This is a genomic window from Streptomyces sp. NPDC044704 (assembly GCF_056433525.1).
This window is the reverse complement of record NZ_JBWKGY010000018.1, coordinates 50,255-76,573: the sequence shown is the minus strand read 5'-3', so window position 1 is coordinate 76,573 and position 26,319 is coordinate 50,255. Positions and strand designations below refer to the sequence as shown.

General features: G+C 73.7%; 21 protein-coding genes. 10 read left to right on the top strand and 11 right to left on the bottom strand.

Annotated features, from left to right (window positions below):
• Nucleotides 1-21 precede the first annotated feature (21 nt).
• Nucleotides 22-831, bottom strand: a complete 810-nt coding sequence (locus AC07B0_RS31845) for an SGNH/GDSL hydrolase family protein (RefSeq protein WP_467294637.1) — start codon at nt 829-831, stop codon at nt 22-24.
• Nucleotides 832-1,030: 199 nt separating this feature from the next.
• Here AC07B0_RS31845 and AC07B0_RS31840 point away from each other — a divergent pair, with 199 nt between their 5' ends.
• Nucleotides 1,031-2,125: a DUF5925 domain-containing protein gene (locus AC07B0_RS31840; RefSeq protein ID WP_467294639.1), complete on the top strand. Its 1,095-nt coding sequence runs from the start codon at nt 1,031-1,033 to the stop codon at nt 2,123-2,125.
• Between the two features lie 117 nt (nt 2,126-2,242).
• Here the strand turns inward: AC07B0_RS31840 and AC07B0_RS31835 are convergent, their stop codons facing one another.
• A complete protein-coding gene (locus AC07B0_RS31835) occupies nt 2,243-2,629 on the bottom strand; it encodes a GntR family transcriptional regulator (RefSeq protein ID WP_356874791.1) in 387 nt (128 codons plus the stop codon).
• Between the two features lie 70 nt (nt 2,630-2,699).
• Here AC07B0_RS31835 and AC07B0_RS31830 point away from each other — a divergent pair, with 70 nt between their 5' ends.
• The 4 genes from AC07B0_RS31830 to AC07B0_RS31815 all read left to right on the top strand — a co-directional run bounded on the left by AC07B0_RS31830 (nt 2,700) and on the right by AC07B0_RS31815 (nt 5,949).
• Nucleotides 2,700-3,644 (top strand): N-acetyltransferase family protein, encoded by a 945-nt coding sequence (locus AC07B0_RS31830; RefSeq protein ID WP_478899481.1) that lies wholly within the window; start codon nt 2,700-2,702, stop codon nt 3,642-3,644.
• Complete coding sequence (locus tag AC07B0_RS31825; protein ID WP_356874787.1) at nt 3,641-4,123, top strand: ribonuclease FAU-1 family protein; 483 nt, start codon at nt 3,641-3,643, stop codon at nt 4,121-4,123. Before AC07B0_RS31830 ends, AC07B0_RS31825 begins: the two co-directional genes overlap by 4 nt.
• 65 nt (nt 4,124-4,188) lie before the next feature.
• Complete coding sequence (locus AC07B0_RS31820; RefSeq protein ID WP_478899480.1) at nt 4,189-4,665, top strand: hypothetical protein; 477 nt, start codon at nt 4,189-4,191, stop codon at nt 4,663-4,665.
• Between the two features lie 198 nt (nt 4,666-4,863).
• The gene (locus AC07B0_RS31815; protein WP_478899478.1) at nt 4,864-5,949 is read left to right on the top strand and encodes a lytic polysaccharide monooxygenase auxiliary activity family 9 protein; all 1,086 of its coding nucleotides are present in this window, start codon (nt 4,864-4,866) and stop codon (nt 5,947-5,949) included.
• Between the two features lie 103 nt (nt 5,950-6,052).
• On the opposite strand, the gene AC07B0_RS31810 is transcribed toward AC07B0_RS31815, so the two are convergent.
• Nucleotides 6,053-6,913 carry an esterase/lipase family protein gene (locus AC07B0_RS31810; RefSeq protein WP_356874781.1) on the bottom strand — a complete coding sequence of 287 codons (861 nt, stop codon included), beginning with the start codon at nt 6,911-6,913 and terminating at the stop codon, nt 6,053-6,055.
• Nucleotides 6,914-7,119: 206 nt separating this feature from the next.
• On the opposite strand from AC07B0_RS31810, the gene AC07B0_RS31805 reads away from it, so the two are divergent.
• Nucleotides 7,120-8,226, top strand: coding sequence for an acyl-CoA dehydrogenase family protein (locus tag AC07B0_RS31805; RefSeq protein ID WP_356874779.1), 1,107 nt, complete (start codon nt 7,120-7,122; stop codon nt 8,224-8,226).
• A gap of 32 nt (nt 8,227-8,258) precedes the next feature.
• Here the strand turns inward: AC07B0_RS31805 and AC07B0_RS31800 are convergent, their stop codons facing one another.
• Complete coding sequence (locus AC07B0_RS31800; RefSeq protein WP_478899477.1) at nt 8,259-9,266, bottom strand: DNA polymerase Y family protein; 1,008 nt, start codon at nt 9,264-9,266, stop codon at nt 8,259-8,261.
• Complete coding sequence (locus tag AC07B0_RS31795; protein ID WP_478899475.1) at nt 9,263-12,850, bottom strand: DNA polymerase III subunit alpha; 3,588 nt, start codon at nt 12,848-12,850, stop codon at nt 9,263-9,265. Before AC07B0_RS31795 ends, AC07B0_RS31800 begins: the two co-directional genes overlap by 4 nt.
• A gap of 157 nt (nt 12,851-13,007) precedes the next feature.
• Between AC07B0_RS31795 and AC07B0_RS31790 the strand changes: the two genes are divergently transcribed.
• A complete protein-coding gene (locus AC07B0_RS31790) occupies nt 13,008-14,126 on the top strand; it encodes a DUF3533 domain-containing protein (protein WP_478866324.1) in 1,119 nt (372 codons plus the stop codon).
• Between the two features lie 82 nt (nt 14,127-14,208).
• Nucleotides 14,209-15,393: an AAA family ATPase gene (locus AC07B0_RS31785; RefSeq protein WP_478899474.1), complete on the top strand. Its 1,185-nt coding sequence runs from the start codon at nt 14,209-14,211 to the stop codon at nt 15,391-15,393.
• A 19-nt stretch (nt 15,394-15,412) separates the two neighbouring features.
• Here the strand turns inward: AC07B0_RS31785 and AC07B0_RS31780 are convergent, their stop codons facing one another.
• Nucleotides 15,413-17,074: an amidohydrolase gene (locus AC07B0_RS31780; RefSeq protein ID WP_478899472.1), complete on the bottom strand. Its 1,662-nt coding sequence runs from the start codon at nt 17,072-17,074 to the stop codon at nt 15,413-15,415.
• 66 nt (nt 17,075-17,140) lie between these two features.
• On the bottom strand, nt 17,141-18,529 hold the full coding sequence (locus AC07B0_RS31775; protein WP_356874766.1) for a purine-cytosine permease family protein: 1,389 nt from the start codon (nt 18,527-18,529) through the stop codon (nt 17,141-17,143).
• Nucleotides 18,530-18,672: 143 nt separating this feature from the next.
• Here AC07B0_RS31775 and AC07B0_RS31770 point away from each other — a divergent pair, with 143 nt between their 5' ends.
• The gene (locus tag AC07B0_RS31770) at nt 18,673-19,293 is read left to right on the top strand and encodes a TetR/AcrR family transcriptional regulator (RefSeq protein ID WP_356874764.1); all 621 of its coding nucleotides are present in this window, start codon (nt 18,673-18,675) and stop codon (nt 19,291-19,293) included.
• An 84-nt stretch (nt 19,294-19,377) separates the two neighbouring features.
• Here AC07B0_RS31770 and adhE read toward each other — a convergent pair whose 3' ends face one another.
• The 4 genes from adhE to AC07B0_RS31750 form a co-directional block, all read right to left on the bottom strand.
• Nucleotides 19,378-21,999: a bifunctional acetaldehyde-CoA/alcohol dehydrogenase gene (gene adhE / locus AC07B0_RS31765; RefSeq protein WP_478899469.1), complete on the bottom strand. Its 2,622-nt coding sequence runs from the start codon at nt 21,997-21,999 to the stop codon at nt 19,378-19,380.
• Between the two features lie 311 nt (nt 22,000-22,310).
• Nucleotides 22,311-23,204 carry a S1 family peptidase gene (locus AC07B0_RS31760; RefSeq protein ID WP_478899467.1) on the bottom strand — a complete coding sequence of 298 codons (894 nt, stop codon included), beginning with the start codon at nt 23,202-23,204 and terminating at the stop codon, nt 22,311-22,313.
• A gap of 162 nt (nt 23,205-23,366) precedes the next feature.
• Nucleotides 23,367-24,188 carry a DUF1684 domain-containing protein gene (locus AC07B0_RS31755; RefSeq protein WP_356874758.1) on the bottom strand — a complete coding sequence of 274 codons (822 nt, stop codon included), beginning with the start codon at nt 24,186-24,188 and terminating at the stop codon, nt 23,367-23,369.
• Between the two features lie 77 nt (nt 24,189-24,265).
• The gene (locus AC07B0_RS31750; RefSeq protein ID WP_478899465.1) at nt 24,266-25,567 is read right to left on the bottom strand and encodes a DUF5685 family protein; all 1,302 of its coding nucleotides are present in this window, start codon (nt 25,565-25,567) and stop codon (nt 24,266-24,268) included.
• 286 nt (nt 25,568-25,853) lie between these two features.
• Between AC07B0_RS31750 and AC07B0_RS31745 the strand changes: the two genes are divergently transcribed.
• Nucleotides 25,854-26,312: a cell division protein SepF gene (locus AC07B0_RS31745; RefSeq protein ID WP_356874754.1), complete on the top strand. Its 459-nt coding sequence runs from the start codon at nt 25,854-25,856 to the stop codon at nt 26,310-26,312.
• Nucleotides 26,313-26,319 lie beyond the last annotated feature (7 nt).

The window sequence follows — 26,319 nt, the reverse complement described above, 5'->3', positions numbered from 1 at the left end:
ACCCGGGCTCAGGGCCGGGACTCAGGCCTTGGAGGTGAAGACCGGCAGGTAGCCGCCGGACTGTCCGGCGGCGGTGGGGTGGTACGACTCGCCGATGTTGAGCCAGTTGACGCTGTGCAGCCACGCGTTGCCGGAGCAGATCTCGTGGCCCGTGAAGGCGCCGGCGACCGAGGCGAAGGTGAACCCGTGGTCGGCGGCGCGCTTGGCGATGGCGGCGTTGAGGTGGTCCGCCGCGCCGTTGATGGCGGAGCGTTCGCCCTCGGTGAGGCCGGTGGCGCAGGTTCCGTTCAGCTTGTAGAAGCGGGGATAGCCGAGGACGACGACCTTGGCGCCGGAGGCCCGGCCGCGGATGGAGTCGTACACCTGGTCGAGCCGGCCGGGGAGGGTGGAGTCGACGTACGCCTTGGCCTGGTTGACGCGGTTGACGCAGGTGGACTCGGACTGGAGCACACAGGTCGTCATGACGTCGGAGAATCCGGCGTCGTTGCCGCCGATGGTGATGCTGACGAGGTCGGTGCCGGAGTTGAGCGGGCCGAGCTGGCCGGCGAGGACGTCACCGGTACGGGCGCCCGAGCACGCGGTGAAGGAGAAGGTCTGCGGGGCGTGGGCGGCCGCCCACAGCGCGGGGTAGGCGCGGGCGGTGCGCTTGCAGTCGCCGCTCCCGCTGTCGTAGTTGCCGGCGCCGACGCCGGAGGAGTACGAGTCGCCGAGGGCGACGTAGCCGAAGTCGGCCTGGGCGGCGGCCGCCTGGCCGGCGCCGAACAGGGCGGCACCCGCGGCGAGGACCAGGGAGGAGGTGAGGGCTGCGAAGCGCGACATTCTCTTGCTCATGTGTGCGGCTCCTAGTGGGGGTTACTCCTGAGTCCGTGGTACAAGCAGCCGGGGGATTCTGTAAGTGTTCATGCCAAGAATGTTCGGGGTGGGAACGGGCCGGAATCTTCACTCCCGATGCGTTTGAAGAGGGAATTCGGGCACCCGATCCGGCGAAACACAGGTGCACGGGGCCAGTTCGTGCCGGATCATGGGCGCCATGCCAGCAGACCCGCATGACGCGCTGCCGATCCGGCTCAATGTCGACGACAGCGATTCACCGTCGGACGTAGTCGACGCGCTGTTCCTGGGCCGGTTCGCCTCCGGCGAGCAGCCGTACTCGCAGAGCGTGTCGATCGAACGGGTCAAGGCGGAGGCGACGCTGCTGCCCCCGCGGGCGGTCGTGCTCCGCTCGGCGCGCGACACCGACCGCAGCGCCACCCTCGCCGAGGGAGAGGGCTGGACCCTGCTGATCTCGCGCTGGAGCCGGGGCGCGGACGTGACGGTGACGGCGGTCACCGACGAAGTCGCGGCGCGGGTGCTCGGCGAGGCCACGGACGGGGCGCAGGACGAGCCCGAACCGCAGCCGGAGAACGTCACGATGGGCTTCTGGTACGTCTCCCCGCGGCGCGGCCCGTACCGCACGACGCGGCAGATCTCCGCCGGCACCTGGGAAGAGGTCCGACCCAACTACACGGCGCCGGTGGCCGGGGCGATGGACCGGCTGATGAAGGTCACCCCGGACGACATCGCGGGGCGGCTGCTCCTGCTGCACGGCCCGCCGGGCACCGGCAAGACGTCCGCGCTGCGCACGCTGGCCCGGTCCTGGCGTGACTGGTGCCAGGTGGACTGCGTCCTGGACCCGGAGCGGCTGTTCAACGACGTCGGCTACCTGATGGACATCGCGATCGGCGAGGACGAGGGCACGGCGAAGGGCCGCTGGCGGCTGCTGCTGCTGGAGGACTGCGACGAGCTGATCCGCGGCGAGGCCCGGCACACGGCCGGCCAGGCCCTGTCACGGCTGCTGAACCTGACGGACGGTCTGCTGGGGCAGGGCCGCAACGTCCTGGTCGGCGTCACCACCAACGAGGACCTGGAGCGGCTGCACCCCGCGGTGGTACGGCCGGGCCGCTGCCTGGCCCGCATCGAGGTCGGACGGCTGACGCACGGGGAGGCGGTGGACTGGCTCGGCACGGACGAGGGCGTGTCCCGCGAGGGCGCCACCCTCGCCGAACTGTTCGCCCTCCGGCGCGGCACGGGACCGGCCGCCGTCCTCCCGGCCCAGCCGCACAGCCCGGAGGGCCTCTACCTCTGAGCGGGGGCCCCGCCGTCGGGCCGGGGGGTACCGGTCAACCGGCGCCGGGGTACCCGGTCCACCGGGCCGGGCCCCGGCAGCGGGCCCCGCGCCCGCTGCCGGAACGGGCCGCCCGGGCTACTGCGCGTACCGGGCCCGGAGGGCGTCCGCGGCCGCCTCCAGGGCCTGCGCCTGGGTCAGGCCCAGCCGGTGCGCGCGCTCCGCGTACGTCTGCGCGGCTCCCGCGGCCTCGCGGGCGGCGCCCTCCGCTGCCGCCGCGACGTAGGTGCCGTTGCGGCCCCGGGTCTCGATCACCCCGTCGGCCTCCAGCGCCCGGTAGGCCTTCGCGACGGTGTTCGCGGCCAGCCCCAGCTCCTCCGCCAGGCCCCGCACGGTGGGCAGCTTGAAGCCGGCCGGCAGCCTCCCCGACCGGGCCCGGTCGGCGATCTGCGCGCGCAACTGCTCGTACGGGGCGGCCGAGCCCGCCCCGTCGTCGATGGTGATCTTCAGGTTCGTCGGGGTCACCTGACGGATTCTCCCCCATCGGCCGTAATTCGGAGGCGGCCCGCACCCGGCCGCCCGTAGCGTCGGCCGCATGACCACCATCACCATCCGCGACCTGCGCCCGGGCGACACCGCCGATGCCGGATCCGCCGTCCGGGTGCGCCGCGCGGCGCTGCCCTTCATGGTCACCACGGCCGCGGCCGTGACCTACGAACTCGCCCGCGCCCATCCCGACGGCCACCGCCGCGTCCTGCTCGCCGAGACCCCGGAGGGCCTGGCCGTCGGCACCGCCGAGGTGGGCGTGGCCCACGGAAGCACCGAGCCCGGGCAGGCGTACGTCAACGTGTACGTCGACCCCCAGCACCGCGGCCTCGGCACCGGGGGCGCGCTCGTGCGGGCGGCCGAGGCGCACCTGGCGCGGCCGGACGTGACGGACACGTACAGCTGGGTACTGGACGAGCCGGAGCACCGGGCCTTCGCCGAGCGGCGCGGGTACCGCGCCGGCCGTTCGGCCCACTTCCTGCGCCTGGACCTGACGGCGGCCGCGCTGCCGCCGCTGCCCGAGCTCCCCGCCGGAGTGGAGCTGCGGCCCGGCAGCGCCTTCGCCGCCGACCCGCGCCCGTTCCACCGCGCGGACTGCGAGGCCTCGGCCGACGAGCCGGGTGACGTACCCGTCGAGCTGGACGACTACGAGGACTGGCTGCGCGACGTCTGGCACAACCCGGCCCTCGACCACGAGCTGACCACGGCCGTCCTCGTCGACGGGGTCGTGGCGGCCTTCTCCGCGGCGCGGACCGACGGCGCCGGCCGCTACTCCTCGGCGATGACCGGCACCCTGCGCGCCTTCCGCGGACGCGGGCTGGCCAAGCTCGCCAAGACCGACTCCCTGCTGCGGGCCCGCGCGGCCGGCTACCGGGAGGCGTTCACCGGAAACGACGCCGGGAACGAACCGATGCTCGCCATCAACAGGTGGTTCGGGTACGAGATCTGCGCGACCGAGACGCGGTACGCGAAGAAGACGGGAGCCGCACAGTGAGCAGCCGATGGACCGTCACCCTGACGAAGGCGGGCCGCACCAAGATCCGCTATCCGGCGGTGGAGGTCGCCGACGACGGCGACCGGATCTCCGTCCGCGCCCCCTGGGCGGCCGAGGCGGTGAAGGACTTCGGGTTCGTGCGCTTCGAGCCGGGTGACGTGTTCGTCGAGCACTTCTGGCGCACGCGCTGGTACGCGGTCAAGGAGGTGTGGACCGGCGAGGGGGTCCTCAAGGGCTGGTACTGCGACGTCACGCGCCCGGCGGTGGTCCGCGAGGGCGAGATCCTGGTCGAGGACCTGGACCTCGACCTGTGGGTCTCCGCGGACCGGACGTCGGTACTGCGCCTGGACGAGGACGAGTTCGCGGCGAGCGGGCTGACCGCGACGGACCCGGAGGCCGCCGCCCAGGCGGTCCGCGCCCTGGACGCCCTGGACGACCAGGCCAGGACCCCGTCCGGCCTGGCGGCCCTGCTCCCGTAGCGCGGTCCGGCCGGGGGCGCGGATATTCGCTGTCCGGAGACCACGGGGAAGGCGAGGATGGCCGGATGGAAGACTTCTACGCTCACAGCCCCGAAGAGAAGGACCTGGACTTGGCCCTGGGCTTCATGGTCAGGAATTCGGCAGCGACCGAATTCGCCCTGTTCCAGACGATGGAGAGGATGGTCGCCGGTCCGTTCGCTTCCGTGATGGCGGCAAGGGCGTCGGGACCGGACGCCCTCGACACCGTCAGGCAGATCCTCGACACCGGCGCGTACGACGCGGAGGCCTCCCATGAGCTCCGTGAGATCCTCGACGACTGCGTGGCGGCGTTCCGGAAGCGGAACAGGCACATCTACGGCCTGCGGAAGCCGGCGGGGGAAGCGGCCGTGGCCGTGCAGGATCCGGCGAACGACCGCCCCCAGGAGGGATCCAGCGCGTACGAGTCCCTCCCGGAGGAGCTCGTACAGCTGGGCGTCGACCTCTCCGAGCTGGCCGTGACGCTCCTGAAGTGGTCCGGCGAGCACGTCGAGGCCCGTTCCTGAGGTGCCGCTTTCCTCTGCCTTAACCGGACCCTAAGGATCGGCTCCGGGGGCTCCGTCAGGGGAAAACGCGGGGTCCGGGGGGCTAGCTTGGCGGGGCCAGGGAGGGCCGGTCGCGGCGTCGGGACCCCGATTCGGGGGCGGCGCCGCACGGCCCCGGCCCGCTGGCGCACCCTGCCCCGTGCCCGAAGGAGTTCCCCCATGCCCGTACGCCGCACCGCCACCCGAATCGCCGCCGTCGGTCTCGCCCCGCTCGCGGTGGCCGCGTACGCCGCCGTGCCCGCGGCCGCCCACGGGTCGATGACGGACCCGGTCAGCCGGGTGGCGGCGTGCTACGCGGAAGGGCCGGAGTCCCCGAAGTCGGCGGCGTGCAAGGCGGCCGTCGCGGCGAGCGGGGCGCAGGCGTTCTACGACTGGAACGCGGTGAACATCGCCAACGCCGCGGGCCAGAGCAAGTCCCTGATCCCGGACGGGCAGCTGTGCTCGGCCGGCAACGCGAAGTACAAGGGCCTGGACCTGCCGCGCGCCGACTGGCCGGCCAGCCCGATGACGGCCGGGGCGCACACCTTCCGCTACAAGGGCACCGCCCCGCACAAGGGTTCCTTCGAGCTGTACGTCACGAAGGACGGGTACGACCCGACGAAGCCGCTGAAGTGGTCCGACCTGGAGCCGGCGCCGTTCGCGAAGGTCACCGACCCGGGCATGCAGAACGGCGACTACGTCTTCAGCGGGACCGTCCCGAAGAAGACCGGCCGCCACCTCGTCTACAGCGTCTGGCAGCGTTCGGACAGCCCGGAGGCCTTCTACACCTGCTCCGACGTCGTCTTCGGCAAGGACGGCGGGGGCACCGGCGGCGGCACGGGAACGACCGCTCCGGGCACCGGGCCGAGCGCGTCGGCGAGCGTCCCCGCGGGGACGAAGCCCGGCTCGAAGCCGGGGGCGGGCACCTCCGCGCCCGCCGCGCCCACCACCGCGGCCGCCGGCGGTGACGGCCCGAAGGCCGAGGCCCCGACGGACCGGCAGATCGCGGACGGCGCGGCCAAGTCCTCGGTGGAGCACAACGGCCACGGTGACGACGACCCGAAGACGAACGGCCACGCCGGCGGCCCCGCGCCGCTCGCGTCCTCGACCCCGGTCGCCGTCAAGGGCGACAACCTCGCGGAGACGGGCGGCAGCGGCGCCACCCCGGCGCTCGCGATCGCCGGTGCGGGCGCGCTGGCCGCCGGTGCGGCCGTGCTGTTCGGCCTGGCCCGCCGCCGGGCGACGACGGGCCGCCACGGCCGCTAGTCCGGCCGGACCGAACAGACCCGGCAGCCTGGGCGGACCGGGCAGACCTCACCGACCACGGCGCCGCCCCAACGGCGCCCTCCCGCCGCGGACCACCTGCGCGTCAGTCGAAGACCGACGCGCAGGTGGTCCGTTCGGCGTTGGCCGGGTCGAGGGCGTTGAGCGCCTCGTGCCAGGCGAGCCGGTCGGTCAGGCCGATGGTGACGTGCTCGGAGAAGTCCAGGACGCACAGGTCCTGGAGGAGGACGTTGCGGACGTTCGGCCCGTCGAGGAACTGGCTCCGGTACGGGGTGACGACCTGGTCGTACCTGGTGGAGATCACCGTGTACTTGACGCCGGGGACGGTGTCCCCGCCCTCGTTGAGGCGGGTGATGAAGGGGGACCCGGCGATCTGGTCGGCGAGGCCCGGGGTCGCGGTGCTGATCAGGTCCTCGGCTCCGGGGAAGTACGGGAGCAGCTGGGTGAGGCCGAGGAGGGTGGTGCCGTGGTTGTCGGGGGCGATCCCGACGAGCGCGTTGACCTTGGGGGCGCCGCCGAGGAACTTCAGGTAGTGGCGCGGCATCATGCCGCCCTGGGAGTGGCCGACGATGTCGGTCTTGGAGGCTCCGGTGGCGGCGAGGACCTTGTCGACGAAGACGTCGAGCTGGGCGGCCGACTTGTCGATGGGGCCGAGGCCGTTGAAGAAGGGCACGCCGGGGAGCTGGCCGTAGTCCAGGGAGTAGACGCAGTACCCGCGGTGGACCAGGTAGGGGGCGAACCCGAGCCAGTTGTCGACGGAGTTGCCGAAGGTGCCGTGGACGAGGACCACGGGCCGGGGGTGTGCGGCGGACGGTTTGCAGGACCAGTTGTTCCAGCCGCTGCTGGGGGCGGCCGCGGCCTGTGCGGTGCCGGTGGGGGCGACGAGGGCCGCGGCGGCGAGGGTGAGGACGGCCAGCGGGCGGAGCAGGCGTCTCCAGGGCAGCATCGTGTGATCTCCTCGCGGGTCAAGGGGAATGTTCGTGGGGGTTCGTCCCGTGATCCGGATCACAAGGGGGCTGCTCCGGCCAAATTACGGGCGAGTAGCAAGACAGGGAAGTTACGCGTCGGTAAAAACTCGCGTGTCGAGTCCGTCTCCAGTGCCGCTCAGGAACAATGGACGCCCCCGAACCCCCAGTTGAGGTGAGCGCGGCCATGCAGAGGGCTCCTGGCGCCGGTACCGACCTGGCCGCCCCGGCGGCCCTGGCGGCCGATCCGCTCGTCGCGGCCGTCACGGAGGCCGCCGTACGCGTCCTGCGGCCCGAGGCGGAGCGGACGGCCGAGGCGGGGGTGCCCGTCACGCACCTGGAAACCCTCGCCGGTTGTGGCGCGTACGGGCTGATCGGATACGAACCGGCGCCGCGGAGCGGTCTCACGCCGCGTCAGGTGACCCGGGAGGTGCACGAGGTGCTGGCGGCGGTGGACCCCTCGACGTGGTTCGTCTGGACCCAGCACGTTCCGCTGGCCAAGGCCCTGCTCGCGGCCCGGGACCCGGCGGGCACGGCCCTGCGCGAGGAGTGGCTGCCCGCGCTGGCGGCCGGTGAGCGGCGGGCGACGGCCGGTTTCGCCTTCTTGCGGCACCCGCGCCCGCCCGTCACCGCAGAACGGGTTCCAGGCGGGTGGCGGCTGGCGGGCCGGGTGCCGTGGGTGACGGGGTGGGCGCTGGCCGACTCCCTGTTCGTCGGCGCCGCCACCGCGTCCGACGAGGTGGTCCTCGCCCTGGTGGACCGCGTGCCGGGGGACGGTCTGACCGCGGTCGCGGGGGCCCCGCTGTGGGCGATGGGCGGTACGCACACGGCCTCCGTCGAGCTGCGCGACGTCCACGTGCCGGACGCGCGGGTGCTGGGCCGGGCGGCGCGGGCGGACTGGATCCGGGCGTACGACCTGGAGAACGCCGATGCGCAGCCCGCGGTCTTCGGCCAGCTGCGGGCCACGGCGGACTTCCTGCTCGCCTCGCCCCCGTACGAGGACCTCGGCCTGCGGGTCGCCCGGCGGGCCGCCCGGCTGCGCGCGGAGGCGTACGCGCTGCGGGACGAACTCCCGCCGGGGGAACGGGCGCAGGACCGCCTCGCGCTGCGGGCCGCCGCCCTGGACCTGGCCGTCCGGGCGGCCGCGACCTGCGTGGCGGTGGCCGGCGGCCGCGCGGTCCAGTACGGGCACACCGCGGGCCGCCTCTCCCGCGAGGCCCAGTTCCACCTGATCCAGGCCCAGACCACCGCCCTGAAGGCGGAGACAGCCCGGCGGATGCTGGAGGACCTCTGAGGGTCCCGTCCCGCCCCCCCTGGGGAAAGGGGTCAGGCCGCGAGCGTCCCGGAGGCGGAGGAGCCCCCGGAAAGAAGGGTCGCGGCGGGTCTGACGGTGCCCGGGCCGAAGCGGGCGTTGGCGCGGTCGACGGCGGCTTCGACGGTGAGGCGGGATTCACGGACGGGGTCGAGGGAGATCTGCCGGGTGGCGGCGGCCGCGCCGGTGAGGTCTTCGGCGCGGAGCGTCATGCCGGTGAGACGGGCCCGCTGGAGTCCCGCGGCGTCCATGAGGCGGTAGGCGAGGGTGCGGAGGTCTTCGTCGTGCGCGGAGGGTTCGGGGAGGCGGCGGGTCTTCTCCCACCGGGTGCCGCCCGCGAAGTGGAGGGTGAGGTGGAGCGAGCGGGCGGCCTGGTGGCGTCCGCGCAGGGTCGCGCCGAGCCGGACCACGAGGGTGAGCAGGGCGGCCCGGGTGTGGGGGCCGTCGAGTTCCTGGCGGGTGAAGCGGGTGCGGACGGCGGTGGAGGCGGGCAGGTCCCGCGGGGTGACGGGGCGGGGGTCGATGCCGCGGGCGCGGTCGGCGACGGTGCGGCCGGCCCGTTTGCCGAGGATCCGTTCCAGGACCCCGGGCGGGACCCGGGTGAGGGCTCCGACGGTGTGGAGCCCGTACCGGCGCAGTGCGTCGGCCTGCCGGGCGCCGAGTCCGTGCAGGGTTTCAACGGGGAGGGGGGCGAGGAAGGCGGTGACGGATTCCCCGGGGACGGAGAGGACTCCACCGGGTTCGGGGACGCGCGCGGAGGCCATGGCGGCGACGGCCCAGGTGGTGGAGACGCCGATGCGGACGTCGGTGCCCAGCCGGGCCACGGCGCGGAGCCGGACGACCTCGGCGATGCGGGTGGGGCCGGAGGCGAAGTACCGCTGGGCGCCGCGGGCCTGGACGAGGGCGGCGCGGGGCGGCAGGGCCTGGACGAACGGGGAGAACTCCCGGAGCAGGTCGAGGAGTTCGCGGTAGCCGTCTTCGGGGAGCCCGGGGGCGCAGCGGACGTGGAGGATCGCGGTCATCCGGCGCTCCCGGGGCTGGAGTGCCACAGCTTGCGGCCGGTCGCGGCGCGTTCGCCGGGCGGCTGGAGGTCGGCCCAGGGGTTCATCTCGTAGCCGGTCGGCAGGTGGATGCGGCGGCCGGAGTCGCCGGGGCCGGGGGCGGCCGGGGGTTCGGCGAGCCGGGTGGTGACGGCTTCGAGGCCGCTGCCGGCGCGCAGTTCGGCGAGGGCGGCGAGGTCCCAGGCGGCCGCTCCGACCACGCTCAGGCTCTGCGGTCCGCGTCGCTGCACGACGCCTCGTACGAGGAGCAGGAAGGAGTGGAAGACGGTGTGGGCGCAGGCTTCCTGGCTGTCGTCGAAGAAGGCGAGGTCGACGAGTCCGGTGCCGTCGTCGAGGGTGGTGAAGATGACGCGGCGGCCGGAGCGGATCGGCGGGGTCTGGGTGGCGGCCTTGGCGCCGGCGACGAGGACGGTCCGGCCGTGCGCGGTGTCCCGGAGCCGGTGTGCCGGGGTGACGCCGAGTTCGGCGAGGAAGGCGTGGTGGTCGCCCATGAGGTGGCGCGAGGCGTCCATGCCGAGGATGCCGAGTTCGGCGCTGAGCCGTTCGGCTCCGGTGAGGTCGGGCAGTCCGACGCGGGCGGTGGAACGGCCTCCGCCCAGGGGGAGTTGGGTGGCCGAGGCGCGCTGGGCGCCGTGGAGTTCCGTCAGGTGGAGCAGCAGGTCACGGCGGTTGGTGCCGAAGGAGTCCAGGGCGCCGACCTGGGCGAGGCGTTCGGCGACGGGGCGGCCGGGGTGGGCGCGGTCCCAGAAGTCGCGCAGGGAGGCGTAGGGCTGGCCGGTCTCGATGCGGCGGGCTTCGGTCTCGCTGATGCCGTGGACGTCGGCGAGGGCGAGCCGCAGCCCCCAGCGCTCCGGAGTACCGGACACCAGTTCGATGCGGTGGGCGACCGCAGAGCGGTTCACGTCGAGCGGCAGCACGGGCACTCCCCTGCGGCGGGCGTCGGCCAGCAGCAGGCGCTTGGGGTACATGCCGGGGTCGTGGGTCAGCAGTCCGGCGTAGAAGGCCGCCGGGTGGTGGGCCTTGAGCCAGGCCGACTGGTAGGTGGGTACGGCGAAGGCCACCGCGTGCGCCTTGCAGAAGCCGTAGCTGCCGAAGGCCTCGACGATCTCCCAGGTGCGGGCGGTCACCTCCGGGGAGTAGCCGCGCGCCGCGGCGGCCGCCGCGAACCAGACCTTGATCCGGGCCTGCGAGCCGGGGTCGGACAGCCCGCGCCGGACGCGGTCCGCCTCGTCGCGGCCGCAGCCGGTCATGACGTGCACGATCTCGATGATCTGCTCGTGGAAGACCACCACCCCGTACGTTTCCCGCAGCGCCCCGGCCAGGTCCTCGTGCGGGAAGCGGACGGGGGCCCGCCCGTGCCGGGCCTCGATGAAGGGCCGCACCATGTCGGCGGCGACCGGTCCCGGGCGGAACAGCGAGATGTCGACCACGAGGTCGTGGAAGGTGGCGGGCTGGAGCCGCCCCACCAGGTCGCGCTGGCCCGGGGACTCGATCTGGAAGCAGCCCAGCGTCTCGGCGGAGCGGATCAGTTCGTACGCCGCCGCGTCACCGGGCGGCAGCTGCGCCGGGTCGTCCAGGTCGAGTTCCCGCCCGGTCGCCCGGCGCAGTTCCGCGACCGCGTGGGCCATCGCGGACTGCATGCGGACGCCGAGCACGTCGAGTTTGAGCAGGCCGAGGTCCTCCACGTCCTCCTTGTCGAACTGGGACATGGGGAAGCCCTCGCCGCTGGTGGGGACGACGGGGGTGCGGGCGAGGAGCGAGGCGTCGGAGAGGAGCACCCCGCACGGGTGCATGGCGATGCCGCGCGGCAGTGCGTCCAGCGCCTCGACGAGGTCCCACAGCCGCCCGTACGACTCCCCCCGTACGTCGCGCAGTTCGGGCAGTTCCTCCAGGGCGGCACGGGCGTCGCGGGCGCGGATGTGCGGGAAGGCCTTGGCGAGCCGGTCGACGGCGGCGGGGTCCATGGACAGGGCGGCGCCGACGTCGCGGATGGCGTGCCGGACCCGGTAGGTCTCGGGCATGGAGACGGTGGCGACGCGTTCGGTTCCGAAGCGGGTGATGATCCGGCGGTAGACCTCCAGGCGGCGGGCGGACTCCACGTCGATGTCGATGTCGGGCAGGACGCGGCGGCGTTTGGACAGGAAGCGTTCCATCAGCAGGCCGTGGGCGACGGGGTCGGCGTGCGCGATGCCGAGGAGGTGGTTGACGAGGGAGCCGGCGCCGGAGCCGCGGGCGGTCACGCGGATGCCCATGTCCCGCACGTCGTCAACAACCCGGGCGACGGTCAGGAAGTAGGAGGCGTAGCCGTGGTGGGCGATGACGTCGAGTTCCTGGTGCATCCGGTCCCAGTACGCGCGGTCGCCGGCGTAGCCGCGCAGCACCATGCCGGCCGAGGCGCGGGAGGTGAGGACCCGCTGGGCGGTGCGGTGGGCGGCGCCGACGAGGCGGGCCTCGGGGAAGTGCACGGAGCCGATGCCGAGGTCGTCCTCGGGGTCGACGGAGCAGGCCCCGGCGGTCTCCCGGGTACGGGCGAGCAGGCGCCGGGCGTCGGCGGGGCGCAGCCCGGCGGCTTCGGCGATCCGGTCGGCGGTCTCGGCCATGGCGGCGGGGGCCTTGAGCCAGCGCTCGCCGGTGTCGAGGGGGCCGCGGGGGTCGAGGGGGACGAGCCGGCGGGCGGAGTCGAGGACGTCGGCGACGGGGCCCTGGCCGGGGTCGGCGTACCGGACGGCGTTGGTCAGTACGGCCGGGACGCCCTGTTCGGCGGCGAAGCCGACCGTACGGGCGGCCAGCCGCAGCGAGCCGGGGCCGGTGCCGGGGCGGCCGTGGTGGACGGCCTCCAGGCGCAGGGCATCCCCGTAGACCTCCCGCCAGGGTGCGAGCAGCCGGGCGGCCAGGTCGGGGCGGCCGGCGGCGAGGGCCCGGCCGACTTCGGAGCCGGGGCCGAGCAGGACGAACACGCCGTCGGCGCACAGGGCCTCCCAGGGCAGCAGCGGCTGTCCGGTGCGGACGCGGATGCCGGGCGCGCCGGACCCGTCGGCCCGGACCCCGCCGGACGCTCTGTCGGCCCCGTCCGTACCGTCGGCCCCGTCCGCCCCGCCAGCCCCGATGTCCCAGGCTCCGGGCGTGCCCGGCTCCGCGCCCGGGTGGGTCGCGTGCGCGGCGGTGACCATCCGGCACAGCGCGGCCCATCCGGCGGCCCCGTCCCGGGCCAGGAAGACGGCGCGCGCGGCGGACTCGTCCACGAAGGCCCCGCCCTTGACGGGCACCCGGCGCCGGCGGGAGGCCTCGCCCGCGGCGACGGCGGGCCGGCCGGCCGGCCCGGATACCGCCGGGGCCACGGCCAGGTCCACTCCGAACAGGGGCCGGATCCCGGCGCCGGCGGCCGCCTTCGCGAACCGCACCGCGCCCGCGAGGGTGTCGCGGTCGGTCAGGGCGAGGGCGTCCATGCCCCGCTCGACGGCACGTTCCGCCAGTTGTTCCGGGTGGGAGGCTCCGTAGCGCGCGGAGAACCCCGAAACGGTGTGCAGATGCGTAAAACCAGGCACCCGCGGCCTCCTGCTTCGCTCGATGCCCCCCGGCTCCTTCGGTCTCCCCCGGTCTCCACCATAGAGCAATTCGAATACCCGTGCGAAACACTTGTTCGATCATCCGTTCGGCCCTCCCCTGCTGCGCCCCGTCCCCGGCGCGCCGAGCGTGGGAGGCATGACCCAGCCCACCCAGAGCACCGACCCAGGTCCGCCCGGCGGCTTCCTCGCCGAGATCAAGGACGCCGTGACCACCCGGGCAGCCCTGCTGGTCCTGGGCGTACTGGCCCTCCAGCTGGCCTTCATCACCTCCTACATCGGGGCCTTCCACCACCCCAAGCCCAGCGAGATCCCGCTCGCCGTGGCCGCCCCCACGGCCCCGCTCGCCGACCGGACCGCGCAGCAGCTGGGCAAGCTGCCCGGCGAGCCGCTCGACACCCGGGTGGCCGCGAACGAGGTCGACGCCGTCCGGCTGATCCAGAACCGCGAGGTGGACGGCGCCCTGGTCGTCGACCCCGAGGGCACCACCGACCGGCTGCTCGTCGCGGGCGGCGCCGGAGCCTCCCTCTCCCAGGCCATCGAGGAGGTCGTCGGCCGCGCCGAGAAGAGCCAGGGCCGCACCGTCCGGGTCACCGACGTGGCCCCGGCCGCCGCCGGCGACGGGCGCGGCCTGAGCTCCTTCTACCTCGTCGTCGGCTGGTGCGTGGGCGGGTACCTGTGCGCCGCGATCCTCGCGATCAGCGCCGGCGCCCGGCCCGCGAACTCCGCCCGCGCCGTCATCCGGCTCGGCGCGCTGCTCGTGTACGCGATCGTCGCCGGCCTGCTCGGCGCGGTCATCGCGGGCCCGGTCCTGGACGCGCTGCCCGGCTCGCTCATGGCCCTGTGGGGCCTCGGCGCCCTGGTCGTCTTCGCGGTCGGCGCGATCACCCTGGCCCTCCAGGGACTGGCGGGCGTCGTCGGCATCGGCCTGGCGATCCTGCTGGTCGTGGTGCTCGGCAACCCGAGCGCGGGCGGCGCCTACCCGTACCCGCTGCTGCCGCCGTTCTGGAGCACCATCGGCCCGGCCCTGCCGCCGGGCGCCGGTACGTACGCCGGGCGCTCCATCGCGTACTTCAGGGGCAACGGCGCGGGCGGTCCGATGCTGGTGCTCGCCGGCTGGGCGGTGCTCGGTTCCGCCGTCACGATCGCCTGCGCGGCCTTCCGCAAGGGCAAGCCGGGAGCCGCCGTCGGCAGCGGGCTCCCCGACGACTCCCCCTCGGTCGCCCGGTTCGCCGGCGAGGGAACGGCCGGGCGGTGAACACCCCCGTCTTCCACGACCGGCTGGGCCCGCGCGTGCTCCCGAGGGGCCGTTCCCTCGCTCCCGAGGAGCACCCCGAGACGTGATCACCACCCTGGCCGTGGAGAACTACCGCTCGCTGCGCAGGCTGATCGTGCCGCTGGGCCGGCTGACCGTGGTCACGGGGGCGAACGGCACCGGCAAGTCCAGCCTCTACCGTTCGCTGCGGCTCCTCGCCGACTCCGCGCGCGGCGGGGCGGTCGCCGCGCTGGCCCGGGAGGGCGGTCTGCCCTCCACCCTGTGGGCGGGTCCGGAGAAACTGTCCCGGGACGTCCGGGACGGGCACCGGCCGCTCCAGGGGACGGTGCGCGCCGAGCCGGTCAGCCTGCGGCTGGGCTTCGCCGGTGACGAGTTCGGGTACGCGGTGGACTTCGGGCACCCGGCGCCCGTACCGGACTCGCTCTTCTCCCTGGACCCGGAGATCAAGCGCGAGTGCACCTGGGCCGGGCCCGTGCTGCGCCCCGCGGCGCTGCTGTGCGACCGGGCGGGGCCGGCCGTGCGGACGCGCACGGCGGACGGCGGCTGGCACCGCACCCAGAACGCGCTGCGCCCCTACGACTCCATGCTCGGCGAACTCGCCGACCCGCAGCTGGCGCCCGACCTGCTCGCCCTGCGCGAGCTGATCCGGTCGTGGCGGTTCTACGACCACGTCCGCACCGACGCCGAGGCGCCCGCCCGGACCCCCCGCGTCGGCACCCGTACGCCGGTGCTCGGCGCCGACGGCTCGGACCTGCCGGCGGCGCTGCAGACGATCCGGGAGACCGGGGACGGCGCGGCGCTGGACGCCGCCGTCGACGCGGCGTTCCCCGGGACGCGGGTCACCGTCACCGACCGGGACGGCCGGTTCGGGCTGGAGCTCCACCAGCACGGCCTGCTGCGTCCGCTGGGCGCGGCCGAACTCTCCGACGGCACCCTGCGCTACCTGCTGTGGACGGCGGCCCTGCTGACGCCCCGGCCGCCGTCCCTGATGGTCCTCAACGAGCCGGAGACCAGCCTCCACCCGGACCTGCTGGCCCCCCTCGCCGACCTGATCCTGACCGCGGCCCGGGACACCCAGACGGTGGTGGTCACCCACGCGGCCCCGCTGGCCGAGGCCCTGGCGGCGGGCACCCGCCGGCACCGGGTGGACCTGCGGACGATCACCCTGTTCAAGGAGTTCGGCCGCACCGAGGTGGCGGGCCGTGAGGGCCCCCTGGACGAACCCCTCTGGTACTGGCCCCAGCGCTGACGGCCGGTTCCGGTCCGGGTCAGGGCGCCCGGTGGACGACCTCGCCCGCGACCACCACGGTTTCCGCCACGGTGCCGGGGATGCGTTCCGGGGCGATGGCGAGGATGTCGCGGGACAGGACGACGAAGTCGGCGACCTTGCCGACCGTGAGGGAACCGCGCTCCCGCTCCAGGAAGTTGGCGTAGGCGGAGCCCATCGTGTAGCCGTGCACGGCCGTCGCCACGTCGACCGTCTCGGCCGGCTGCCACGGGTCGCCGCCGTCCAGCGGGCGGCGGGTGACCGCCGTGTAGATGCCGATCATCGGGTCCATCTCGGCCACGTTCCAGTCGCTGGAGAAGGCCAGGACCGCGCCGGCCGCGTGCAGGCTGCGCATGGGCCAGGCCTTGTGCCAGCGGTCCTCGCCGACGTTCTCCGCCCAGTCCTGGCCGGGGCCCGCGATCTCCGGGGCGCAGTGCCGGGGCTGCATGCAGGCGACCACGCCGAGTTCCGCGAAGCGCGGGACGTCGGCCGGGTCCAGGCACTCCACGTGCACGACCTGGTGGCGGGCGTCGCGCGGGCCGTTGACCCTGCGGGCGTGTTCGACGGCGTCCAGGACGGTGCGGATGCCCCGGTCTCCTGTGGCGTGGACGAAGCACTGGAAGCCCCGCTCGTCCAGCCCGGCCAGGAGCTCCGCGAACTCCTCGGCCGGGTAGAAGGTCTCGCCCCGGTGCTTGCCGCAGCCGGTGTACGGCTCCAGCAGGGCGGCCGTGCGCGGCTCCACCACGTCGTCGATGTACAGCTTGAGCGGGCCCACCCGCAGCCGGTCCCCGGCGTACCTGCGGGCGGCGTCGGCGAAGGCGTCGAGTTCCTCCTCGGTGGTGCCGCGCGGGTGGAACAGCGCGGCGACGATGCGCGAGCGCAGCCGGCCCTCGGCGCGGGCCCGTTCGTAGAGTTCCAGGTCGTCGAGGGAGTTCTGGGGTTCCACGACGGTGGTGATGCCGAAGCCGATGGCGTCGTCGAGGCTCTTGGCGAGGCGCCCGTACTGCCGGTCCGTCGAGGCCCACGGCACTCCGAGGTCGCGCAGGGCCCGGTGGCCGTCGCGGGAGAGCCCCTTGATCGCGAAGTCCTTGACGAAGCCGGTGGGCTCGCCGGTCTCCGGGTCGACGGCGGCGGTGCCGAAGGGCAGGTCGGTGTGGTCCCGGGTGACGCCGAGGCGGCGCAGGGCGGCCGTGTTCAGCCAGGCCGTGTGCACGTCGTACGAGAGGACGATCGCGGGGGTGTCCCCGGTGACGGGGTCCAGGTCGGCGGCGCAGGGCATCCGCCCGCCGGGGATGGCGGAGTAGTCGAAGGCCTCGGCCTCGATCCACGCGGCGTCCGGGTGGGCCTCGCGCCAGGTGCCGATGCGGTCGAGGATGGCCTCCAGGGTCCGGACCCCGGCGAGCTGGACGCAGGCGTCGTCGGAGCCGAGCCGGACGTGGTTGTGGGCGTCGACGAAGCCGGGCAGCACCAGCTTCCCGCCCGCGTCGATCCGCTCGGTGTCCGGTCCGGCCCAGGCCTCCGCGCCGGTGTCGGGGCCGACCCAGACGATCCGGCCGTCGTGGACGGCGAGGGCCTCGGCCTCGGGGAGCTCCGGGTCCACGGTGTGGATGCGGGCTCCGGTGAGCAGCAGGTCGGCGGGGAAGGGCTGTGCGGTGCCGGGCATGGGGTGGTGCTCCTGTGCGGTGGGGGTGGGTGGGGGTGACGGTGGATGTGGGGGCGCGGGGCGGGGTCAGACGGCCGGGGCGTACGCGGGGACGCGCCGGACCAGGGCCGCGTACGCGAGCCCGGAGACGACCGCGCCGAGCAGGGTGAGGTCGGCGCCGCCGAGCGGGGCGACCAGCGGCCCGGTCCACAGGGCGGAGTCGCAGGTCAGGGCGGAGAAGACCATGCCGGCGAGGAGGGCGGCGAGGCCGGCGGGGTGGTAGCCGGCGCGGTACCAGTAGGCGCCCGCGCTCCCGGCGTGCAGCGCGTCGGCGTCGTAGTGGCAGCGGCGCAGCAGCATGTCGGCGAGGAAGACCCCGCCCCAGGGGGCGAACACGATGATCAGCAGCGAGAGGAAGGAGAGGAGGGAGGTGGTGAAGTCGGTGAGGAAGAGGGCGGCGAGCGAGCCCGCGGCGGTGACCGCGGCGCTGATCACGATGGCCCGGGCGCGGCTCCAGGGGATGCCGAGGACCTGGAGGTTCAGGCTGGAGGAGTAGAGGGTGATGATCGAGTTGGTGACGGAGCCGCCGAGCACGAGGGCCAGGAACAGCGGCTGGAACCAGCCGGGCAGCAGGCCCTCGGCCCCGGCGACGGCGTCGGTCATGTCGGTCTGGGTGGCGGCGGCGACGCCCGCGACGCCCAGGGCCACGGAGGAGACGAAGCCGCCGAGCGCTCCGCTCCAGGTGATCGACTTGAGCGTGGTGGTCCGGGGCAGGTAGCGGGTGTAGTCGGCGGGCATCGGCAGGTACGAGAACGGCCCGGCGAGCATGACGACGAAGGCGAGGCTCCAGCCGGACAGGCCGGGGGCGGCGGCCGGGGCGGAGGTGTCGGCGCCGGGCAGCACGAAGAGGAGCAGGACGCCGAAGCCGGCGGCGAGGACGTAGGCCATCCAGCGTTCGGCGAACTGCACGGTGGCGTGGCCCCACATGGCGACGGCGAAGGTCAGGGCGAGGGTGACGGTCAGCGCGAGGGCGCGGACGGCGGTGCCGCCGCCGAGTCCGGCCTCGGCGAGGAAGACCTCCAGGGCCAGCGTGCCGACCACGGTGTTGACGATGGTGTAGCCGATGCTCACCACCCAGTTGAGGACGCCGGCCGGGAAGTTCCCGCGGACTCCGAAGGCGGCGCGGGAGATGACCAGGGTGGCGGTGCCGGTGCGGATGCCGCTGAGTCCGGCGGCGCTGACGGCGAAGAAGGACAGCCCGCTGACCACGACCACGGCGGTGGCCTGCCAGAAGGACAGTCCGAAGGCCACGGCGAGGGCGCCGTTGATCACGTAGGTGAAGGTGAGGTTGGAGCCGAACCAGAGCCAGAAGAGGTCCTTGGCGCTGCCGTGGCGCTCGGCGTCGGGGATGGGGTCGATCCCGTGGGTCTCGACCCGGAACACCTCGTCGACGTCGGCTGTCTCCTGCTGCCCCATGGCGGACCCCTGACTCTGGACGCAAACCTTGAATGACGTTCTAGGTTCTTGAATGGCATTCAAGATGCGCCGCCGAAGCGGACCTCGTCAAGACCCTGTCCGGGATAAGGTCTGGCCAGGGAAGATCGGGAAGGCGGGGACCGGTGGCGGGAGCGGCACGGCGGCGGGACGGGCAGATCGCCCAGGAACGCATGCTCGAAGAGGCCATGGCGGCGATCGCCGAGGACGGACTCGCCACCCTCACGATGTCCGCGCTGGCCGAGCGGCTCGGCACCAGCGGCGGCCACATCCTGTACTACTTCGGCAGCAAGGACCGGCTCCTGCTGGAGGCCCTGCGATGGAGCGAGGACCAGCTGGCCGTCGAACGCCGCGCGCTGCTCGCGCGCCGGTCGCCCGCCCCTCGCAAACTCGCCCTCTACCTGGAGCTCTACCTCCCCGAGGGCCCGCGCGACCCCCGCTGGACCCTGTGGATCGAGCTGTGGGCCCGCACCGCCTCCAACGAGCCGCTCAAGGCCGCCCAGGAGGAGATCGACGAGGGCTGGCAACAGGACCTGGAGGCGCTGCTGACCCGGGGCGTGGAGCAGGGCCGCTTCGCCCCGCTGGACGTGCCCGCCCGCGCCTCGGAGCTGCTCGCCCTGCTGGACGGGCTGAGCACCCGCGTGGTGCTCGGCCAGCGCGGCGCGGACCGCGCCCGGGCGCTGGAACAGGCCCGCTCGGCGGCGGCCCTGCTGATCCCGGCCCCGCTGCGGGTGCCGCCCGCGTAGGCGCGCGTACGGGAGCGGCCCGCCCGGGCCCCGCGGGCCCGGGCGGGCCGTCCTCCTGCCGCCCCCGGCGGGGGGCGGGTGGCGTCATTCCTTCCCGGCGGGAGCGCCCTCGGCGTTGCCGTAGTACGCCTGCCGCATCAGCCGCTCCATGTCGTCGATCATCGGCATCCGCGGGTTGGCGGGGGCGCACTGGTCGGCGTACGCGTTCATGGCCTGGGCCGGCAGGGCCTCGATGAAGGCCCGCTCGTCCACGCCCTCCTCGGCGAAGGAGGCGGGGATCCCGCACCGGGTGCGCAGGTCCTCGACGGCACGGGCGTAGGACTCGACGCCCTCGGCCGGGGTGGCGGCCGGCAGGCCGAGCGTCCTCGCGATCTCCTGGTAGCGCTCCGGCGCCCGGTAGACCTCGGCCTTGGGCCACGGGGTGGCCTTGTGCGAGACGGTTCCGTTGTGGCGGATCACGTGGGGCAGCAGGATCGCGTTGGTCCGGCCGTGGGCGACCTTGAAGGTGTTGCCGAGGGTGTGGGCCATGGCGTGCACGAGGCCGAGGAAGGCGTTGGCGAAGGCCATGCCCGCGACCGTCGAGGCGTTGTGCATCTTCTCGCGGGCCTCGGGGTCGTTCGGGCCGTCGACGACGCACCGCTGGAGGTTCTCGAAGATCAGCCTGACGGCCTGGAGGCAGAGGCCGTCGGTGTAGTCGTTGGAGTAGGCGGACACGTACGCCTCGGTGGCGTGGGTCAGGGCGTCGAAGCCGGAGTCCGCGGTGACGGTGGGCGGCAGCCCCATGGGCAGGACCGGGTCGACGATGGCCACGTCCGGGGTCAGCGCGTAGTCGGCCAGCGGGTACTTCTGGGCGGCGGCCGGGTCGGAGATGACGGCGAAGGGGGTGACCTCGGAGCCGGTGCCGGAGGTGGTCGGGATGGCGACCATCCTGGCCTTCCCGCCCAGTGGGGGGAAGGTGTAGGCGCGCTTGCGGACGTCGAAGAACTTCTCCTTGGTGTCCGCGAACTCGACTTCCGGGTGCTCGTACATCAGCCACATGATCTTCGCGGCGTCCATCGGGGAGCCGCCGCCGAGGCCGATGATCGTGTCGGGCCGGAAGTCCCGCATCAGCGCCGCGCCGGCCCGGACGGTGGAGAGCTCCGGGTTGGGTTCGACGTCGTCGATCACCTGGACGGCGACGGCGCCTTCGCGGGCGTGCAGGATGTCGGTGACCTTCCGGACGAAGCCGAGGGCGACCATCGTCTTGTCGGTGACGATCGAGACCCGGCCGATGCCCTCCATCTCGCCGAGGTAGCGGATGGAGTTGCGCTCGAAGTAGATCTTGGGCGGGACCTTGAACCACTGCATGTTGTTGTTGCGCCGTCCGATCCGCTTGACGTTGACCAGGTTCACCGCGGTGACGTTGGCGGACACGGAGTTGTGGCCGTACGAGCCGCAGCCGAGGGTCAGCGAGGGGAGGAAGGCGTTGTAGACGTCGCCGATGCCGCCGAAGGTGGAGGGCGCGTTGGCGATGACGCGGACCGCCTTGACCTTGCGGCCGAACTCCTCGACGAGGGCCTCGTCCTCGGCGTGGATGGCGGCGCTGTGGCCGAGACCGTGGAACTCGACCATGGCGGCGGCCAGTTCGAGCCCGTGCGCGGTGTCCGAGGCCTTGAGGGCGGCCAGCACCGGAGAGAGCTTCTCGCGGGTCAGCGGCTCGCCCTCGCCGACCTCGCCGCACTCCGCGAGGAGGATCGAAGTGCCTTCGGGGACGGTGAACCCGGCCTGCTCGGCGATCCACCGCGGGGACTTGCCGACGACCGCCGGGTTGAGCCTGGCGGCCGGGCAGTCGGCGGCGTGGGCCGTCGTGCCGAAGACGAACTGCTCCAGCTTGGTCTTCTCGGCGGCGCTCACCACGTGGGCGCCCAGCCGCCGGAACTCGGCGATGCCCTGCTCGTAGATCTCCGCGTCCAGGATGACGGCCTGCTCGGAGGCGCAGATCATGCCGTTGTCGAAGGCCTTGGAGAGCACGATGTCGTGGATCGCGCGGCCCAGCTTGGCGCTCTTGTGGACGTACGCCGGGACGTTGCCCGCGCCGACGCCGAGGGCCGGCTTCCCGCAGGAGTAGGCGGCCTTGACCATGGCGTTGCCGCCGGTGGCGAGGATGGTGGAGACCCCCGGGTGGTTCATCAGGGCGCCGGTGGCCTCCATGGAGGGCTGCTCGACCCACTGCACGCAGTCCTCCGGTGCCCCGGCGGCCACGGCGGCGTCGCGCACGATGCGGGCGGCCTCGGCGGAGCAGTTCTGCGCGGAGGGGTGGAAGGCGAAGATGATGGGGTTGCGGGTCTTCAGGGCGATCAGCGCCTTGAAGACCGTGGTCGAGGTCGGGTTGGTGACCGGGGTCATCGCGCAGACGACGCCGACGGGTTCGGCGATCTCGGTGATGCCGTTCAGCTCGTCGCGGCGGATGACGCCGGCGGTCTTCAGCCCGCGCATCGAGTTCACGACGTGTTCGCAGGCGAAGAGGTTCTTGACGGCCTTGTCCTCGAAGAGACCGCGGCCGGTCTCCTCGACCGCGAGCCCGGCGAGGTCGCCGTGCCGGCTCAGCGCGGCGAGGGAGGCCTTCTTGACGATGTGGTCGACCTGCTCCTGGTTGAACGACTCGAACCGGCCGAGCGCCCGGAGCGCCCTTTGGACCAGTCCGTCCACCGTCTCGTTGGCCCGCATGGCAGGACTCCTTCGTTTCGACCTTTTCCTGATGTCTCAATTCGACACCCGAAAGCGGAAGCGATGGCGCCGAAAAAGCCCTGCCCGGGCGGGCCGAAGGACCCTTCACCCCCGCCCTCTCCCCCGCCAACAGGTGCGTGACCTGCGGAAATGGCGAGGGACCTAGGACCCCTGCGCGCTTGTGAAAACTTTCACAAGAATTTCCCGAAGTGCACCCTATGGCCGTCCCAGACGGCCCCCACGCACACGGGCCCCTGGACGCCCTCCCGGAAGGCGGGAGGACGTCCAGGGGCGTGACGGGGGTGCGTGGATCAGTAGACGCTGACCCCGTAGGCGTTCAGGGCCTCCACGACGGGCTGGAAGTAGGTGGTTCCGCCCGAGGAGCAGTTGCCGCTGCCACCGGAGGTGAGACCGACGGCGCGGGTGCCGGAGTAGAGCGGGCCGCCGCTGTCGCCGGGTTCGGCGCACACGTTGGTCTTGATCATTCCGTAGACCACGTCGCCGCCGCCGTAGTTGACGGTGGCGTTGAGGCCGGTCACCCGGCCGCTGTGGATGCCGGTGGTGGAGCCGCGCCGGGTGACGGACATGTTGACGGTGGCGTTGACCGCGCTGGTGATGTCCTGGCTGCCGACGGTGCCCGGCGGTACGGGCGAGTTGCTGGCGTACTTGATCAGGCCGTAGTCGTTGGTCGGGAAGCTGGAGCCGGTGGTGGAGCCGAGCACGTTGGTCTTGGCGGAGTTGGTCCACCAGGTGCCGGCGCCGTCGGTGCAGTGGCCGGCGGTGAGGGCGTAGTAGTTGCTGCCGCTGCGCACGTTGAAGCCGAGCGAGCAGCGCCAGCTGCTGGCGTAGATGGCGTCGCCGCCGGAGGCCAGCTTCGTCAGCTTGCCCGGGGTGCGCTCGATGCGCAGGGCCTGCGCGTCGACTCCGGCCCCGCGGCGGATTCTGGTCAGGTCGGCGGCGCTGACGGTGGAGTCGGCGGTGACCACGAGGGTGCCGGTGGCGGGGTCGGTGTGCCAGGCGGTACCGGCCACGTCGGCGCGCAGCACCGAGGCCTCGGCGGCGGCGAGCCGGGCGGCGCTGAAGCCGTTGTCGGTGGGGTCGGGTGCGGCGGCGCTGGCGGCCGTGGGGGCGGCGAGTGCGGCGACGGCGGCCAGGCCGGTGGCCGCCGCGAGCAGCCTGACACGGGTGATGCGGTTGATCCTCACTGCACGTCCTCCCGATGGGGGGTCGGGGGCCCGGCGGTCGTGGGGGTGCCGGAGCCCGTGAGCGGCGGTGGGGGCAGGGCCTGGGCGCGGGGTTCCGCCCCGCACACTTTCGCCGTGCCCCTGACAAGTCCGCCGGATGACGCTGACGGGAGTGTCCTGGCGTCAGTTACCGGCGGCAAGGGCGCCTTTCAGCCGTCGCTCGCCCGCCGCGACCGCGAAGGGCAGGGTGTTGCCGGGCGGCGGGAACGGGCAGACGAAGTGGTCCGCGAAGGCGCAGGGCGGGAGCAGGGCCCGGTTGAGGTCGACGGTGACGGCCCCGTCGGCGGCCGGGGTTCCGGGCCGCAGGAAGCGGAAGCGGTAGCTGGAACGGCCGCCGGTGGTGTCGGCGAAGACGGCCCAGAGGCTGCCGTCCTCGCCGTCCACGGCGACCTGGAGGGTGTGGGGGCTCCCTTCGTACGAGAAGCTCAGCTCGCCCCCGAGTCCGAGCCCGCGTTCCCGCCCGTCGGCGTTCTCCACCTGGACGGTCCGGTCCTCGCCGTACGGGCGGAAGCGGCCGGGCAGCGCGAAGGCGGGGTCGTACGGGGTGGCTTCGATCCCGGCGAAGGCCCGCCGGGCGGGCGAGGCGGGATCGTAGACGCGCAGGGCCCATTCCCCCTCCCGGCGGATCACGACGAGCCGTACGTCCCCGGCACCGACCCGGGAGTCCGCGGGCCGGCCCTCGTCGGCGCCGAGGACGGCGTCCCCCGTGAACGGCTCGCCGTCGAGCGTGAGGCCGTCCTCGGCGGCGGCGCTCAGCAGGACGCCGCCGTCGGTGGCGCGCCAGCGCCCCGGAACGGCCGGAATTCGACCTTCCGGGTGCTCGTCGCCCGCTTCGGAGAGCCAGTGGGTCCCGGTCAGGGCGAGGGGTCCGTAGGGGCCGGAAACGGTGGCCACCCGGTGCTCGTGCCACTCCTGCCAGGCCGTGGCGGCGTCATCGTCACTCATGCCGCTCAACCCTTCCACACGGGCCCGGACGGGAATCCACCGGTACGCCGTCCGGGCGCGCGGAACCTGAAAGGGGCTCAGCAGCCGTCGCAGGGACAGCAGCAGCAGTCGTCGCAGCCGCAATTGCTGCAGCAGTCGCAGCCGTCGCAGCAGTCACCGGCATCGCACCACGGGTCGCGCTTCTCCCGCGACCAGGGGCCGTCGTGCTCGGTGCAGCACAGCTGGCAGGTGCAGAACAGCCCGATCGCCACCGCGCAGCCGGCGAGCAGCCCGCGGCGCGGCCGCTGCGGGGGCAGGCCGCCGCCACCGCCGCCGCCACCGGGCCAGATGGGCGGCGGCCCGCCCGGCCCGCCCGGTGCCTGCGGGGCCTGCGGAGCCTGCGGGGCTCCGGGGGCGTAGGGATTGCTGCCGTAGGGACCGCCCCCGTAGGGGTTCCCGCCCCCCGCCGGGCCGCCCGCGTACGGGCCCGCCCCGTACGGGCCGCCGTCCTGGCCGGCGGAGGCGGTCGCGGTGTGCCCGCAGGCGCTGGTCCCGAAGGCGCGGTCCACCGAGGTGCGCAGCTCGTGCACCAGCAGCCGGTGGGCGAGGCCCGCGTCGGCGAACTCCGCCTCGCGCAGCGCCAGGCGTATCCCGTGCAGCGCGTCGTCGCACAGCCGCCGCGCCTCGGCCAGGGAGGTCCCGGTGGCGGTGAGCGGGTTCCAGGCGCCCGCCGCGGCGTCGGCGGCCTGGTCCTCGACCGCGTCCAGCAGGTGCGCGAGCCGCCCGAAGTACCGGCCGGCCTCGGCGAGCGCGGGGCCGTTGCCTGGCCGGCCCGCGAGGACCGCGGTATGCGCGAAGGCGGCCGCGGTCGCGGTCTCCGTCGGCTCGGTCACCACCAGCACGGACGTGCCGGTCCCGGCCAGGGTCTCGATGCCGCCCTGCCGGTCCACGGCGTCCACGAGCACGGCCGTGTCGAAGCCGAGCGAGGCCCCGGTGCGGGCGCCGGCCCGGTCCCAGCCCCGGGCCACCTTGCGCGCGGCGGCGGCGATCGGGGCCCGCGCCAACAGCCCGTCGCGGTCGGCCACGTGGTCGCGCACCTTCGCGGACGCCAGTACGAGCGAGACCGCGGCCGCGAGCCTGGCCCCCTCGCCGTTCGCCACGGGGGCGGTCCGCATGCCGCGCAGCGGGCAGGGCCCCGCGGTGCGCCGCGCACCGGGCAGCGGTCCGGACTGAGCCTCCGTCAGAACGGAGACGAGCAGCCCGTCGTAGTTGGTGACGATGCGGGCGAACTGTCCGTGGTCGCCGCGAAGTGCCAGGCAGAGCCCGCACAGATGGGCCATCCACTCCGTTTTGAACCGCTCGCCGAGCCGGTGCGTGCAAGGTCTGACGATGCCGAACAATCCGTTTCCCCCGTGTGTGATCCGCGCGTTTCCGGGGCATCGTATCCAGCCAGGTCGTTCACTCGTCCGCCCCAACCGCTCACCCGGACGGCGGCGGCGGTCGTATTTTCACTCAGACAGCAGCGGCAGCCGCTCTGAATCCTTGACCGTGCAACGGATGTTCTGCACCAGTCCCGTCACGAAACCCCTGCGCGGCGACTATCCACTTGGCGCGTTGTCAGCATCATGGACGACCATAGGGGCAGCGGAGAAGAAGACAGACTGGCCACGGTGAAAGGAGGCGTCCATGGGTTCGGTACGCAAGGCGAGTGCCTGGTTGGGTCTCGTAGAGGACAGCGACGACGAGCGGTACTACGACGACGACTACGCGGAGGCGGTGGAGCGCCAGCAGGGCACGGTCTCCGGCCCCGGTGACCAGTGGGTCACCGACCCCCGTGTGAAGGTGGCCTCCGAGTCCGCCGTCGAGCAGGGCCGGCGCATCGCGACCGTGACCCCGGACGGCTTCCGTGACGCCCGCGGCATCGGCGAGCTGTTCCGCGAGGGCGTCCCGGTCATCGTGAACCTGTCGTCGATGGACCCGGGCGACGCGAAGCGGGTCGTCGACTTCGCGGCGGGCCTGACCTTCGGGCTGCGCGGTTCGATCGAGCGGGTGGCGACCAGGGTCTTCCTCCTGACCCCGGCCGACACCCAGATCGTCAACGGTGAAGCGGGCGGCCGCTCGCGCGACTTCTTCAACCAGAGCTGAGCGGGGC